A 14,869-nucleotide genomic window follows, 5' to 3' on the forward strand; every position below is an offset into this window, starting at 1 on the left:
TAACCAATCATAAATCAATGCTATCTCCACTTAAAAAACCAGTATCAATAATTAATTTAGCTATCTGCTCAGCAGCTAATAAATCTTCATAACTATTAGAGCTAGCAGCTACTAAAGTAATTCCTGTCTTATACTTTCTAGCTAGTTTAATTGCTCTTGAAGCAGAATCTTGGGCTGGTTTAATTCCTTTCTTTGCTAATGTTCTAACTACTGTTCCAGTTGTCACTGCTGGAGCTCCATAATTATAAGCTGCATCAAAAGCTACCCCACCTGATTTTGTAATCAATAAGACTACTTTATCAGTAAAGTCAGTCAACTTAGTTATTTCAGTACCTATATTAGGTAAGACTTCTTCTACTTCTATTCCAGCCCGTTTAACTCCAACCAAAGCCTGTTGAATATTTTTCTTTCTAGTTTCTTCATCTTCTAAACGTGGTTCAGTTACAATTACTAAATCACTACTATGTTTTAAAGCTGTCTTACCAGCAAAATAACCAATCTTCTCTGGATTAACCTGCACTGGGGCCAAAGTATAATCAGGACTTGCTGCAAATATATCCAGAGCACCTCCATCTAATGCCGCTTCAGCACTAGTTGACATATCAATAGTATCAACAATAACTACTACATCTCCTTGTCTAGCTGCTGCTGCTGCCCCAGAGGCATTAGAGGTAATATTTAGAGTAGCTATATACTCATTATTACCAACTTTACTTTCCATATTCTCCCTCTTTTCTAGTCAATATATTTAATTATTGTCTAGCCACTGTAGTAAATACTGTAAAGCAATAATCGTCTTAGCATCCTTAAATTCTCCTGCCTCTAACTTTTCAACTACCTGATCTATAGTCATATCCCGTAAAGCAATAAACTCATCAGCATCAGTCTGTTGGTTGTATTGAGTCAAGTCAGTAGCTAGATAAAGTGTTATTAACTCATTACTAAAACCTGGGCTAGTATAAAACTGGCATAGTTTCTTAAAAGAACCAGCTCGATAACCAGTCTCTTCCTCTAACTCCCTTCTTGCTGACTCTAAAACTTCTTCCTTAACTTCTACTTTACCTGCTGGAACTTCTAATAATAGTTCTTCTGTAGCAGCCCTAAATTGCTCTACTAAAGTTACTTTACCATCTTGATAAGGAATAATAGCTACACAACCATCATGTTCAACTATCTCTCGACTAGAAGTATTCCCATTAGGTAGTTTAACCTCATCTAACTTTAAAGTAACTACCCTTCCTTCATATAACTTTGTACTCTTAAGAGTCTCCTCAGTTAAGGTATCCATCAGGTAACTCCCCCTTGATTTTTTCAACAGCAATTAATCCAGCTACTCCTGCTGTCATAAAATATTCTTTAGCCTCTTCCAAACTATGTCCCATAGTAGTTATGTTAAAATCCAACTCCTTAAGATTAGTTAATGCTCTTGCTCCTGAACGATAAAATATCTGGTGTTGATTATTAATTCCAGAATCTATTAACTGTTTCTCAACAACTTTTGTCTTATCTTGAGGTAAATAAGGTAATCCTATTAAAGCCTTAACAAAAGTCAACTCTCCTAAATTAGTTCTACTATGATGACTTAATCCATAATGACGCCCTCTGCTATCACTAAAATTAATCCTTGGGACAGCAATTGGCTCTCCATCTAATGCCTTAACTGCATGTAGAATATCAGCCTGTTCTGTACCACTAAAACCATACTTAGTTCCAGTTCCTACAATACCTGGCCCCATAGTAACTATAATTACATCAGCCTTAGCTATCTGGTAACTTCCAATTAAGCCTGAATAGATATTTACTGCCTCTAAATCACCACCAAAAGAATGACCAATAGTAATAGTCGTATCAATCAGTTCATCAGTAATAAGATAATTGACTAACTTACTAAAAGAAAGTGGTAAAGCTGCTCCATCTGTCATAATATAAGCTATCTCCAAACTAGGATCAATCTCTTTAATCATTACTGCAATAGCAGGCAACATACTATGTAAAGTTCCTACAACAACTGGTGTACCTTTTAACGACTCAAAATCTTGGACTTGATTGTGAGTACTACTTTCCTGTTCAGCTAGACTACAGGTCTGTAGTTGATAAGGAGTATAGCGTAACTTCATAATATGACCTTTATCCTGTAGTTTCGATTGTTGTCCTTTAATCCAGATAATAAAGTCATAACCACCAGTACCTAAATCTAGACTAACAGCTGTTGTATTAACTACTACTTTATCTCCTACTTTGACTGATCCTGTCAATTGGTCATAATTAATAGCTTTTCTTTCTTGATTAGCTACCAATAAGTTAACTTCTGTTATTCCAGGGCGATGGTTAATCACTTCTATAACTTCTCCTTGATTAGTCTCTATCATCAATTAACCCCCACTAAAATTTATTAACAGAAATCTCTTCAGTTCCTGCCATATTCATATATGATGATATGCTTGTTCTATAATACTTATCACTAATTCAGCCAATTTTAATATATCTTTAACTCTTACTCTCTCTTCTAAACTGTGATTACCCTCTACTCCATTTCCTAAGTTCACAGTTGGCAACTGCTGATTATTCAATATATTAGCATCACTACCTCCACCAGTAGACTTTATAGCAGGTTTTAATCCTAAATCTTTAATAGCAGCAACAGCCAATCTAACTACTTGCTCTGAGGCAGAAAGATTAAAACCTGGATAGCTTTGCTCAATGTCTAATTCAATCTCAATTTCCCAAGCTTGAGCTAAAGCTTTACAGATCTTCTTTAAGTTACTCACTTCTAAATCAAGCTTAGTCTGATCTAAACTTCTGACCTCACCTTTCAAACTGACATAGTCAGTAATAATATTGGTTTCTTTGCCACCTTCAATAGCCCCAATGTTAAATGTTGTATCTTGATTAATCCGTCCTATCTTAAGCTGATGTAGTAGTTCACCAGCTACTTTAATAGCACTAATCCCCTCTTCTGGATTTAAACCAGCATGGGCTGCTTTACCAAAAATCTCTATCCGAAAATTAATCTCTGTAGGAGACTGAGTAATGACTGTACCTACTGGATTGGCACTATCAAAAATAAAACCCAATTGAGCATCAAGTTGCTGGTAATCAAAATGCTTTGCTCCATATAATCCTGCCTCTTCTGCTACGGTAAAGAGAACTTCTATTGGCCCGTGTGGAATATCTTCTTCTTTGATCATTCTTAATGTTTCAACAATAGCAGCTACTGCTACCTTATTATCAGCACCTAAAATCGTCCTTTCATCTGTTTTAATTAAACTATCAGTTACTATAGGATTAATATCTGTCGTTGCTTTAACAGTATCAAGATGGGCATTAAATAAAATAGTAGGTCTAGTCTCAAGCCCATCTAATTTAGCTATTAAATTACCTACACTACCTCCAAACTTTTTTTCAGTCTGATCCCTATGCACTTGTAGCCCTAATTCCGATAATAAATCTTGTATATAATCAACTATTTCTGTTTCTTTAAAAGAAGGACTACTAATTTTAACCAATCTAACAAATTGATTTACTAACCGGCTTTGATGTATTTTCAACTTTTTATTATCACCTCATATCTATTATTTGTAGTTACCAACTAAAAAATACCATAAAAAAATGGCCCCTAGTTAATAAAAACTAGGGGCCAACTTGATTTAAAGTGCTAAATTCTCTTTAGTTGCTTTTACAATTAATTCATCTAATCTCTGGCTTGCCTGTAACAATTCTTGTTGCTTATCAGTCGATAATTGGTATTGATTCAACTCTTCTCTTAGCTGCCTTATTTTCTTATACAAATTATTACCGCTTTTCATTTTAATCACCTCAAAGAACAAATTAATCAGCTAATTGTATATACATTAATATAATCTATAATGCTACAATTAATAATTATACTATAAATATGTTAAATTTCAACAATTGTTTAAATTTTAACAACAAAAAAACTAAAAACCCTAGGTTATTAACGACCTAGAGTTAATTTATTACAGATTATGTAACTTTTATTCAACTGCTTGCTGAACTAAAGTTACAGAGTACTTAACTGCATTTAATAAATCTTCTACTTTGATCTTCTCTTCTGTGGAATGAACCTCTTCCATTCCTACCCCTAAGTTGATAGTTGGAATCCCTTGACTATTAAATATATTAGCATCACTACCTCCACCAGTAGACTGTAAATCAGGATTAATACCTAAATTATGAGCTGCTTTAATAGCTAGATCAACAACTTCACTATTTCTTTCTAAATTAAAAGCAGAATACATAAGTCGTTTATCAATTTTAACTTCAGCTCTATACTTTTTAGCAGCTTTCTTAAATAGATTAACCATATGTTCAACTTGTTGCTCTAATTTCTTTTCATTACGACTTCTAGCCTCTCCTTCTAATTCAACTAAATCAGGTACAATATTTGTTGCCTGCCCTCCTTTAATCACCCCAATATTAGCTGTAGTTTCATCATCAATTTGACCTAAATTCATATGAGAAATAGCTAAACTAGATACTTTAATAGCATTGACTCCAGAAGAAGGATTCATTCCTGCATGAGCTGATTTACCTTCCACTTTGACATTCAACTTACTTTGAGCTGGAGCTTGGGTAATAATCGTACCTACTGAACCACTAGAGTCATATGTAAATCCTAAATCCGCCTCTAATAGACTATAATCTAAGTTTTTAGAACCTAAAAGACCTATCTCTTCTCCTATAGTAAAGACTATTTCTAAGTCCCCATGATCTAAATCCTTTTCTTTTATTATCCGTAAGGTTTCTACAATAGCAGTAATTCCAGCTTTATCATCTGCTCCTAAAACAGTATCTCCTTGACTATAAATTACACCATCTTTGACCACTGGTTTTACTCCTTTGCCTGGAGTAACAGTATCCATATGAGCACTTAATAATAAAGCAGGTTTATCTGAATTTCCAGGTAACTTAGCAATAATATTTCCTGTCTCACTATCTACCTTCTCTCCAGTATCATCCTGAGTTACATCTAAGCCTAATTCAGTCAATAACTTAACTAAATAGTCTGCTATATCCCCTTCTTCTTTTGATACACTATCTATCTGTACCAACTCTTTAAATCTGTTAACTATCTTACTTTCTTCCATACTATCTCTCCTTTATGTAGAAAACTCTAGCTTAGGTAAAACCCAAGCTAGAGTAATTGATTTATTGATTCTTTAAAGCAATACTTAAACAGACGCTTAAACCACCTAGTAATATAGTAGAACCAAAAGCTAACATACTCCATGCTCCAATACTCATTATAACTCCTCCTTTAGTTCATCAACTTTTACTTCTCGATTCCATGCTATATGTCTCATAAGATAAGCAATAATAATTAAGCCAAATGTCACTCCCCAACCTAAAGTTAATATTGCACTTAGTGGATAACCGGCATATAAAGAAGTCAATTCTCCTTTTAACTTTATAACTAAACTAATACCTAACACTATAGCAGTTATATATTTAATAGCAACTTTCCACCAGTCTCCAACTTCAAAATCAGAAACTCGGTTAACATGGCTTTTAACATGATCTAAATTCCAGAAGTAACCAAGTAATAAGCATTCAATAACTCCAATTAATGCTAAGTTATAGTTATTCATCCAATTATCTACTACATCTAAAACTACTAATCCCATACCAGTAGCATAAATTGTACTACCTAAAAATCCTACTCCACAGACTAATGAAATAGCTTGCTTTCTAGTCATCTGGAACTTATCCATAATTGAAGATGAAAAAGCTTCTATTAATGACATAGTTGAAGATAATCCTGAAATAACTAAACATAAGAAGAATAAGAAACCAAAAGCTCCTTTAAATCCAGGTAATAGATTTATTGCTTTTGGAAAAGCAATGAAGGCTAATCCAATTCCACTACTAACAACTTTATCAAAGGCAACATTCTGAACTTTAGCCATATAACCTAGAATTCCAAAAACACCTATTCCAGCTAAAAAGCTAAATCCACTATTAGCAAAAGTCGTAATAAAAGCATTATTAACAACATCTGATTTCTTAGGTAGGTAACTAGCATAAGTTATCATAATCCCAAAACCTAAACTTAAAGTAAAGAATACTTGCCCATAAGCACTAACCCAAACACTAGGATCTTTTAAAACAGAAAAATCAGGCTGTAAGAAATTGTTCAGTCCATTTAAAGATCCTGGTAAAGTAACACCTCTCACTGTAATTAACACAACTAATACAGCTAAAATAGGCATAAATACTTTAGCAGCTTTCTCAATACCTTCTTTAATTCCATTGTATAAAATAAAGTAATTCAGTCCCCAAACAGCTGCTAAACCAGCTAGTACATTAAATCTAATACCACCAATCTTCCAAAAGCTAGTCATTTGTAAAAAATCCTTAAAGAAATAACTATCTGGTTTAGAACCCCAACCTTGATTAAAAGCTAAAAACATAAAGTTAATAGCCCACGCTATAACCACCGAATAATAAATTGTAACTACAGCAGTAACTAATACTGCCCACCAACCAATTGTTTCATACTTTTCTTTAACTTTACGAAAAGATAAAGGTGCAGAACCACGCATTTTATGTCCTAATCCCATCTCTAAAACTAATAATGGAATTCCTGCTGTCAATAAAGCAAAGAAATAAGGGATTAAAAAGGCCCCTCCACCATTTTCATAAGCCATATAGGGAAAACGCCATATATTCCCTAAACCAACAGCTGAACCAATAGCTGTCAATATAAAACCAAATCTACTCCCCCATTGATCACGATTTTCTTCTTGCTGCTCCATACTCTTAACTCCCCCTTGAAAAAATTATTTCCTTCTCAATGCTCTAGCTACTAATAATTCACTAAAAGATTGCTTGTTTATTATATACTTTTTGATTATTTTAGTCAACCATAGAGCCTAATTTGGACGACCAAGCCGGTCAAGATAACGTAATATTTTATTATTATTAATCAATTTTGATAAAGAATAAAACTCAGTATAGATATGAACAAATACAAATAATACCATAATAGCCATTCGAACATATATATCAAAACTAATAATCAATAAGTAGCCAATAATAACTCCTAATACATTAGATCCTACATCTCCCATCATTCCTGATGCTCTAAGATCAAAGGGGAGCGAAAATAAAACAGTTATTATTATAGGAATACTTAATAAATAATTGGAAAAATTAAGTGTTAAAATAATCAATAGCCAGAATAAAGTTACCTTTAAAGCTCTTCCAGGCCTTAAATCCAATAGATTAATAAAATTAGTTGTTAATAAAATAAGCAGAGTATTAATAATTATATTACTCCAACTATAACTACTATAAAAATTAATAAAAAAAACTACTAAGAAACTAAACAAAGCTTTTATAGCTCCTGTAGTCAACTGTTGTTTGAAAATTAATACTTTAAAATGACCACTAAACCCCTGACTATCTTTATCTCCTAATACATCATCTAGTGTACCAACAAAAGCCATCACTAAAACTAAAATCATTAGCTGTTGTACTTGAGAAACTTTATAATAACCTAATAGCGAACCGACGATTAAGATAATTAACATATTTAAAACAAATAAAAGGCCATATCCCACAGGAATCTCTTCTCCTTGGTAATTTTCTGTTACTAATCTTCCTTCTAATAATAGAGTAGGAACTAAATTTAATCCTAACTTACTCAGTATAATACTTAAAATAACTAATATCATTACTGGGATCATCTCTTATCACCTTTTGGTTACAAGCTTTCTACTTAATACCATTAAAACATCTTTAAACTGCTTGCCTCGATGACAAAATCCTTTAATATTTCTTCCAGTCTCTCGATGCGCCATCTGAACTGGAACTTCAACTACTTCAAAACCGGCTCGGTAAGCTTCAATAGTCAATGCTACTTCCACTCCAAAACCAGCAGCAAAACCTGATATTTCTGCTGCTAATTCTTTAGTTATAGCTCTTTGACCAGAAAGAGGAGCTTGAAATCTCTGGTTGGTTATCTTTTCTAGCCCCCAACGGGCCAACCCTTTTACTAAACCTAATCCTCCTTTTACTTTAGGAGGAGGAAACTTAGCAATTGCCATATCAGCCTCTTCTCTCAATAAAGGAGTCAATAGTTTCTCAATTTCTATTGCTGTCTTCTGTAAATCAGCATCTATAAGCAAGATAATATCTCCTCTTACATAAGATAAACCATAATTAAGAGCTGCTCCTTTCCCTTGATTTTCTTCTAATTTAACTGCCTTAATTCCAGCTTTCTTAGCCCGACTAAATGTTTTATCTTTAGAACCATCATCAACAACTATTATTTCATCTATAGTCTCTATTTCTTTCACAGTTTCAATAGTAGTTCCAATTCTATCTACTTCATTATAAGCAGGGATTAAAACAGAAACTTTTTTATTCAAAGTTGACACCCCTTAATTGACTTAGATCCTTAGAGGCTAATTGAAGAACTAACTTAATTAATCCTGAAATATTTTGTAATTGCTTAGTACCTACTGTTATAGTTTGTTTCTGTTGGCTATATTCTCTCTTGATATCATTACTTACTTTTCCCACTATCAAAACTTCATTGAACTCTTTTTCAAAATTAATTTTATTATTAACTACTTCCAGTTGATTAATATTAGCTAATTGTAGAGTATTTATCACCTTCTGTTTTAAATCAGAGTTAATATTTTTTCCTGTTACTACTAACAGTTTTTTATTCTTCAATTGCCCTTTAACAACTAAAGGTAATAGTGTCTTTTGAAATTTAAGATTACTAGCTAATTTACCTTCTAATTCTTCTATTTTAGTTTTAAATGAAGAATTTTGTGTTCTCAAATTTACTAAATTATTCTCTAAGTTATTAATCAAGTTCTGTTGTTGTTTAATAAGCAAGTCATTGCCAACCATAGTACTACCAATTAAAATACCAATTCCTAAGGTAATAAAGATAATCATTACTGTAATAATATGATATCTTAAATCAATTAACATTTTTATTACACCCCCTAAAAGCCTAGACTAAACCTTAATTTAATCATTAATAACTTAAATATCTGATGAACTGGGGGAGAAACAATACTAATTGCTATAATAGGGATTAATGAAGCAATCATCAATTGGGCAAGATGTTTAGGTTGTAAACGAGTATTATATAATTTATTAACTCCTTTAGCATCTACTAATTTATTACCTACTTTAAGACGTACTAAAAAGGTACTGGCCATTCCTGGTCTACCTTTTTCTAAGAAGTCAATCATATGCGTATGAGTACCTACTGCTACAATTAATTCTGCTCCTTGTTCATAGCCTAATAACATAGCAATATCCTCACTTGTTCCTGGAGCAGGAAATTTTCTTGCCTCCAAATTTAAATCTCTAATCCTTTCCATACCAGGTGCCTTACCATCAGGATAGGCATGTACAATCAATTCTGCTCCTGAAGCTAAAACTTCATCACTGACACTATCCATATCACCAATAATAATATCTGGTTCAAAACCATACTCTACTAAAGCATCAGCACCACCATCAACTCCAATTAAAACTGGATTTACCTGCTTAATATATGAGCTTACTGCTTCTAAATCCTGTCGATAATCTTTACCTCTAACTACAATTAAAACATCTCTATCCTGTAAATCAGTATTTACCTTAGGAATATCCAAGTCTAAAATTAAGTTCTTTTCCTTTTTAGCATAGTCTAGAGTATTATCAATAAATTTACTCAATTCTGTTTCTAAGTTGGCCCTAGTCTCTTGTAATCTAGACTCTACCCCTTCTAAAGTTAAAATATCTCCTGTAGCTATTACCTTATCTCTTTTGATAATATTTCCGTCTTTAATTTTAATTTTTTCTCCTGAATTTAAAGACTTAAAAATATTATCTCCTACTTGATCAATAATAGGTATTTTAGCTGCTAATATCTTCTGTGGACCTAAATTAGGATACTTTCCACTAATAGAAGCTTTAGCATTAACTACTGCTTTAACTCCTGCTTCTAGTAGTGACTGAGCAGCTAAATAATCTAGATCTTGATGTTTAATTACTGCTATCTCTCCAGTAGTCAAGTTCTTAACTAAGTTCTTTGTTTTGGTCCCTAATCTGACTCTACCACTTAGCTGCATAATAACCCTCCTATAGGGCCAAACTATTGCGATTTAAGTTCTAATAATCACTAATTTACTTTCACCTTTAGTATATATTGATTAAAGTCTTATCATACTTCTAATAATAGGCAGCTAAGGGAGTTTCATATTAGTTATAAAAAATAAAAGCACCCATTATTGGGTGCCTAACATTAGCTAGCTCTTAATTCAATTCTAATTTTATCTGCTATCTTAGCAATAAACTGTGAATTAGTTGGTTTACCACTAGAACTAGTAATTGAATGACCGAAAATCTTATTAATTGCTTGCGTATTACCATTCTTCCAGGACACTTCAATAGCATGACGAATTGCTCTTTCTACTCTGCTAGCAGTTGTGTCAAATTCTTCTGCTACTGACGGATATAACTTCTTGGTTACTGCACCTAACAGTTCTACCTGATCAATTACCATTTCAATAGCTTTTCTTAAATACAAATAACCTTTTATATGGGCAGGAACCCCAATTTCATGCATAATCTCAGTAATTCTTTCCTCGATGTTCAGTTTCTTCTTATTATCACCATTATTATTAATTTCTTTAACCACCCCACTATTATTAGTTATTGGGGTAGTAACCTGCTTAATTCTCTTAGACAGTTTCTCTAAATCAAATGGTTTCAAAATATAATAATCAGCACCTAAATTAACTACTCGCTGTGTCAAATCTTCTTGTCCAAAAGCAGTTAACATAATAATCTTAAATTGACCCATTAAGCCTTTTTCATTTAACGCTTCTAAAACTCCAACTCCATCTAAGTGAGGCATAATAATATCTAAAACTAAAACATCAAGTTCAACATCTTCAATCTGTTCTAATACCTCATTACCATCATTAGCTACTCCTACTACTTCAAAATCTTCTTTCTGATTTAAGTATTCTTTAAGTAGATTACAAAAATCCTTATTATCATCAGCTAATAGGACCTTAGTTATAGAACTACTCTCTGTCATTACCTATTCCTCCTTGTAGAAACTGTAAAATTTGTTCTACAGCTTATATTCTATCTATTATTTCTATACTTTTTATAAAATTCCTGTAAATTTATCTGTAAATTGTGAAAATATGAAAAACCAGAGAATCAAGAAGCTAATTCTCTGGTATGATTTTTCTCTTTAATGAGCCCTGATTCCATAACCATCCACTGAGCCAATATTCCATAGCCACGTGTAGAATCATTAACAAAAACATGAGTTACTATCCCCACTAGTTTTCCATCTTGTACAATAGGACTCCCACTCATACCTTGAATAATTCCACCAGTTCGATTTAATAGCTCAGAGTCAACTATTTTTACAATCAGCCCTTTTTCTGCAGGAGCTTTCTGTCTTCTTACCCTTTCAATTCGAACCTTAAATTTTTCTATCTTCTTTCCTGTAATGACTGTATATATATTAGCTGCTCCTCTTTTAACTTCAGTAGCACTAGCTATAGGAATAGGTTCATTAAAATAAGGGTTCCTAGGTTTAACTGATAATTTACCATATATTCCAAAACGATTATTCTTGAAGATTTCTCCTAAGACTCCTTCATCATTAAAAAAAGTTCCTAATTTTTCACCAGGAGTACCTTCATGTCCTCGGTTGATACCTGAAATATTAGCTTTAACAATTTCACCTTGTCCTACATTAATCTTCCGTTGAGTATTAGCCTCAGTAATCATATGACCTAAAGCACCATAATATCCTGACTCAGGTTCATAAAAGGACATTGTTCCTACCCCAGCTGCTCCATCATCAACATAAATCCCTATCATATAGTAGCCATCTTTATTTTTAACAGGTTTAACCTTTTTAAAAATAATTTTACCATCTTGTTTCTTTATTTTAAATTTAACCTTCTTTTTCTGCTGTCCAAACTTGTGAATTAACTGGGCTAGATGATGCTTATTTTTGATTGAAATACCATTTAACTCTAACAGACTATCTCCTACTTCTATGCCTGCTTCTTGAGCTGGAAACTTCTTTTTCCCAGCCTTAGTTTTCACATAAGAGTTTTTGACCACCATAATTCCTTCTGATCTTAAAATAACACCTATTGAATGTCCTCCAGGAATTACTTTTATCTTAGGAATAACATTGACTCTCATCTTCTGTATAGGAATAAAACCAAATAAATGAAATTTCAGATTATATTGCCCCAACGAAGAAGCTTGAATAGCTAAGGGAGAGGATAGATTAACATCCATTCCTTCCTGAGTTAACTTATGACCATTAATTTTTAAATTTTTAGCTTGTCTAGAACTGACTAAAACTTCAACTGGTAGATCAGTATTTAAATATTGTTCAGAGCCTTTTATAATCTGACAATAGTTTGGTAAGCCTAAAAAAGACATTAAGGTAGGAAATGACAATATTAAAGCTAATACTAGGGCCAAGGTAATTGTAGTAAATTTAAAATGTTTTTTCATTTCTTCTCCACTCCTACACAGCCCCACCTGTGTAGTTCCCTAGACTAAAGAATTAATTTCATCAATCTAAGTGTTATAAACAACTTTATTCTTAAAAGTACCCCAATTATAGATTTGCTATTCAATTATTATTTAACAAAATCTACCCTAGTGTCTTTTTAACTTAATTAAGCTCCTTTTAATAACTCTTCTGCATGCTTTAAAGCAGTCTGATCTGCACTCCCATCTAACATTCTAGCCAATTCTCTAATTCGTTGTTGTTCAGTCAAAGAATTAATATGTGTATAAGTAACTCCTTCTTCTACCTGTTTATTAATTAAGTAATGTTTATCGGCCTGACAAGCTATCTGAGGTAGATGAGTAATACATAATAACTGATAGTTTTGACTCAAAGATACTAATTTATTAGCTACTAATTTAGCCACTCGACCACCAATTCCTGTATCAATCTCATCAAATACTAAAGCAGTTACATTATTAATCCGAGCCATAAGTGACTTTAAAATTAACATCACTCGTGATAACTCACCACCAGAAGCAATTTCAGCCAATGATTTTAACTCTGAACCAGGATTAGGAGCCAATAAAAAATCAATTTTATCTATACCATACTGACTAAAATTCTCTTTTTTAGTAAAATCAACTTTGAATTTAGCTTCATCAATTGCTAAATCAGCTAGTTCTGTTAAAATATTGTCTTCTAATAAAGAGGCAACCTGGTGCCTTAATTGTGATAATTCTTTAGCTAAAGTTAAATATTCTGTTTCTAGCTCTTCTATTTCAGCTTTAAGTTGCTCTTTACTCTGCTTATTATTCTTTAATTTAGCTAGTTCTTTTTTGCTCTGTTGGTAATAATCTAAAATCTCCTCAACACTATCACCATACTTTCGCTTTAAATCATTAATTGTTTCTAACCTATCTTCTACTATAGTTAAGCGTTGCGGATTAAACTCTATCTCAGCTTGATAATCACTTAATTGAAAAGAGATATCTTCTAACTGATAAGTAGTATTCCGTAAAGATTCAACCACTTCTTCAAGATCTTCATCAACTGTGATTAATCCTTCTAGCTTCTTACTCAAACTCTTAAGCTGATCAATAATCCCTGATTGTTGATAATCACTTGTATATAATTGATTATAAATATTACCGACTGTCTGAGACAACTCTTCAGCATTACTTAATCGTTTTCTTTCTGCTAACAACTCTTTTTCTTCTTCTAATTTTAAATCAGCCTCTTCAATCTCTTGTAACTGAAACTTTAATAAATCAATCCGTCTCTCTCGTTCCTTTTGATTCTCTCTAAGTTGAGTCAAAGCTTTCTTTTTACTCTGTAATTTCTGATAGACTGTCCCTACTTTGGCCCGTAAAGATAGTAATTCTTCATTACCTAACTGATCTAGAATTTCTAGTTGATCTGTTGAAGATAATAACATCTGATATTCATGTTGATTATGTAAATCAATCAAGCACTGACTGATCTGTCTAGTAGTCTCTAAAGTTACAATTCGACCATTAATTCGTGATTTATTATTAGTAGTATGGTTGATTTCTCGTGTTAAAATTAAATTATCATCAGCAGATAGTTCAATCCCTAACTCCTTTACTTCTTCTTTCACTAATTTATTATTACTAATATCAAAACAAGCTTCAACAATTGCTTTATTCTCGCCCTGCCTAATAAAATCAGTAGAAGCTCGTCCACCAAGCAACATTTCTAAAGCCTTAACAATAATTGATTTACCAGCACCTGTCTCACCAGTTAAAATATTAAGTCCAAGATCAAATTCCAATTCAACTTCATCAATTAAAGCAAAATTCTTAATTACTAAGTTAGATAACACAACCTCTGTACCTCCTTTAGCCCTTTAATCTGTCTAATTCTTTCATTACCTTAGGTACAGCTTCCTTAGGCTTTACAATTAACATAATAGTATCATCACCAGCAATAGTACCAATCACATTATTTAGTTCACTATTATCAAATAAAGCTGCTATACCTTGAGCAGCTCCTGGTAGAGTATTAACTACAATTAAATTCTCACTATAATCTATATCTATTACAGAATCCTGAAACATACGTTTCATCCGACTATGGACATTAATTTTTTCCTGATGTTGAGGAGGTAGAGAATATTTATAACCCCCATCACGCATTGGAACTTTAATTAGACCAATCTGTTTTATATCACGAGATACAGTAGCTTGAGTAACTTTAATCCCTTCTTGCTGTAAGCGATGAGCCAGTTCTGATTGAGTCTGAATATTCTCCTCTTCAACTAACTCAATAATCTTTAGCTGCCGTTTACTCTTCATTCTTCTGCCTCCTATTTTT

16 protein-coding genes are annotated in these 14,869 nt (G+C 32.6%); all 16 read right to left on the reverse strand.

All coding sequences use genetic code 11. The annotated features are described in order from the left end of the window. Positions 1–7: 7 nt before the first annotated feature. The 16 genes from ACYQ39_RS04420 to argR all read right to left on the reverse strand — a co-directional run bounded on the left by ACYQ39_RS04420 (position 8) and on the right by argR (position 14,850). Positions 8–721 (reverse strand): hypothetical protein, encoded by a 714-nt coding sequence (locus ACYQ39_RS04420; protein WP_459840662.1) that lies wholly within the window; start codon positions 719–721, stop codon positions 8–10. Positions 722–748: 27 nt separating this feature from the next. Next, positions 749–1,288, reverse strand: a complete 540-nt coding sequence (locus tag ACYQ39_RS04425) for an NUDIX domain-containing protein (RefSeq protein WP_459840663.1) — start codon at positions 1,286–1,288, stop codon at positions 749–751. Next, positions 1,272–2,369 carry a DUF3866 family protein gene (locus ACYQ39_RS04430; protein ID WP_459840665.1) on the reverse strand — a complete coding sequence of 366 codons (1,098 nt, stop codon included), beginning with the start codon at positions 2,367–2,369 and terminating at the stop codon, positions 1,272–1,274. The genes ACYQ39_RS04425 and ACYQ39_RS04430 overlap by 17 nt, the downstream gene beginning before the upstream one ends. Before the next feature lie 54 nt (positions 2,370–2,423). Further along, entirely contained in the window at positions 2,424–3,548 is a 1,125-nt protein-coding gene (locus ACYQ39_RS04435) for a M20/M25/M40 family metallo-hydrolase (protein WP_459840666.1), read from the reverse strand. Between the two features lie 99 nt (positions 3,549–3,647). Continuing rightward, entirely contained in the window at positions 3,648–3,806 is a 159-nt protein-coding gene (locus ACYQ39_RS04440) for a Spo0E family sporulation regulatory protein-aspartic acid phosphatase (RefSeq protein ID WP_459840668.1), read from the reverse strand. 189 nt (positions 3,807–3,995) lie between these two features. Next, positions 3,996–5,108 (reverse strand): M20/M25/M40 family metallo-hydrolase, encoded by a 1,113-nt coding sequence (locus ACYQ39_RS04445; protein ID WP_459840670.1) that lies wholly within the window; start codon positions 5,106–5,108, stop codon positions 3,996–3,998. A gap of 61 nt (positions 5,109–5,169) precedes the next feature. Further along, positions 5,170–5,265 carry a MetS family NSS transporter small subunit gene (locus tag ACYQ39_RS04450; RefSeq protein WP_459840672.1) on the reverse strand — a complete coding sequence of 32 codons (96 nt, stop codon included), beginning with the start codon at positions 5,263–5,265 and terminating at the stop codon, positions 5,170–5,172. After that, positions 5,265–6,776, reverse strand: coding sequence for a sodium-dependent transporter (locus ACYQ39_RS04455; protein WP_459840674.1), 1,512 nt, complete (start codon positions 6,774–6,776; stop codon positions 5,265–5,267). The genes ACYQ39_RS04450 and ACYQ39_RS04455 overlap by 1 nt, the downstream gene beginning before the upstream one ends. Positions 6,777–6,893: 117 nt before the next feature. Further along, positions 6,894–7,709, reverse strand: a complete 816-nt coding sequence (locus tag ACYQ39_RS04460; RefSeq protein ID WP_459840676.1) for an MraY family glycosyltransferase — start codon at positions 7,707–7,709, stop codon at positions 6,894–6,896. Between the two features lie 6 nt (positions 7,710–7,715). Further along, the gene (locus tag ACYQ39_RS04465; protein ID WP_459840678.1) at positions 7,716–8,393 is read right to left on the reverse strand and encodes a glycosyltransferase family 2 protein; all 678 of its coding nucleotides are present in this window, start codon (positions 8,391–8,393) and stop codon (positions 7,716–7,718) included. Next, positions 8,386–8,970, reverse strand: coding sequence for a copper transporter (locus tag ACYQ39_RS04470; protein WP_459840680.1), 585 nt, complete (start codon positions 8,968–8,970; stop codon positions 8,386–8,388). Before ACYQ39_RS04470 ends, ACYQ39_RS04465 begins: the two co-directional genes overlap by 8 nt. Before the next feature lie 14 nt (positions 8,971–8,984). Then, positions 8,985–10,103, reverse strand: a complete 1,119-nt coding sequence (gene steA / locus ACYQ39_RS04475; protein WP_459840682.1) for a putative cytokinetic ring protein SteA — start codon at positions 10,101–10,103, stop codon at positions 8,985–8,987. 173 nt (positions 10,104–10,276) lie between these two features. Continuing rightward, on the reverse strand, positions 10,277–11,077 hold the full coding sequence (spo0A, locus tag ACYQ39_RS04480; RefSeq protein ID WP_459840684.1) for a sporulation transcription factor Spo0A: 801 nt from the start codon (positions 11,075–11,077) through the stop codon (positions 10,277–10,279). A gap of 128 nt (positions 11,078–11,205) precedes the next feature. Then, on the reverse strand, positions 11,206–12,534 hold the full coding sequence (spoIVB, locus tag ACYQ39_RS04485; RefSeq protein WP_459840686.1) for a SpoIVB peptidase: 1,329 nt from the start codon (positions 12,532–12,534) through the stop codon (positions 11,206–11,208). 167 nt (positions 12,535–12,701) lie between these two features. Continuing rightward, on the reverse strand, positions 12,702–14,378 hold the full coding sequence (gene recN / locus ACYQ39_RS04490) for a DNA repair protein RecN (protein WP_459840687.1): 1,677 nt from the start codon (positions 14,376–14,378) through the stop codon (positions 12,702–12,704). A 16-nt stretch (positions 14,379–14,394) separates the two neighbouring features. Then, entirely contained in the window at positions 14,395–14,850 is a 456-nt protein-coding gene (argR, locus tag ACYQ39_RS04495) for an arginine repressor (protein WP_459840689.1), read from the reverse strand. Between the last annotated feature and the right edge of the window lie 19 nt (positions 14,851–14,869).

It is taken from the genome of Halanaerocella petrolearia (assembly GCF_054657875.1).

What these genes read in the sequence shown, in the direction of transcription:
- ACYQ39_RS04420 (WP_459840662.1), bottom strand. Translation starts at nt 721, where the DNA reads ATGGAAAGTAAAGTTGGTAATAATGAGTATATAGCTACTCTAAATATT.
- ACYQ39_RS04425 (WP_459840663.1), bottom strand. Translation starts at nt 1,288, where the DNA reads ATGGATACCTTAACTGAGGAGACTCTTAAGAGTACAAAGTTATATGAA.
- ACYQ39_RS04430 (WP_459840665.1), bottom strand. Translation starts at nt 2,369, where the DNA reads ATGATAGAGACTAATCAAGGAGAAGTTATAGAAGTGATTAACCATCGC.
- ACYQ39_RS04440 (WP_459840668.1), bottom strand. Translation starts at nt 3,806, where the DNA reads ATGAAAAGCGGTAATAATTTGTATAAGAAAATAAGGCAGCTAAGAGAA.
- ACYQ39_RS04445 (WP_459840670.1), bottom strand. Translation starts at nt 5,108, where the DNA reads ATGGAAGAAAGTAAGATAGTTAACAGATTTAAAGAGTTGGTACAGATA.
- ACYQ39_RS04450 (WP_459840672.1), bottom strand. Translation starts at nt 5,265, where the DNA reads ATGAGTATTGGAGCATGGAGTATGTTAGCTTTTGGTTCTACTATATTA.
- ACYQ39_RS04455 (WP_459840674.1), bottom strand. Translation starts at nt 6,776, where the DNA reads ATGGAGCAGCAAGAAGAAAATCGTGATCAATGGGGGAGTAGATTTGGT.
- ACYQ39_RS04460 (WP_459840676.1), bottom strand. Translation starts at nt 7,709, where the DNA reads ATGATCCCAGTAATGATATTAGTTATTTTAAGTATTATACTGAGTAAG.
- ACYQ39_RS04470 (WP_459840680.1), bottom strand. Translation starts at nt 8,970, where the DNA reads ATGTTAATTGATTTAAGATATCATATTATTACAGTAATGATTATCTTT.
- steA (WP_459840682.1), bottom strand. Translation starts at nt 10,103, where the DNA reads ATGCAGCTAAGTGGTAGAGTCAGATTAGGGACCAAAACAAAGAACTTA.
- spo0A (WP_459840684.1), bottom strand. Translation starts at nt 11,077, where the DNA reads ATGACAGAGAGTAGTTCTATAACTAAGGTCCTATTAGCTGATGATAAT.
- spoIVB (WP_459840686.1), bottom strand. Translation starts at nt 12,534, where the DNA reads ATGAAAAAACATTTTAAATTTACTACAATTACCTTGGCCCTAGTATTA.
- argR (WP_459840689.1), bottom strand. Translation starts at nt 14,850, where the DNA reads ATGAAGAGTAAACGGCAGCTAAAGATTATTGAGTTAGTTGAAGAGGAG.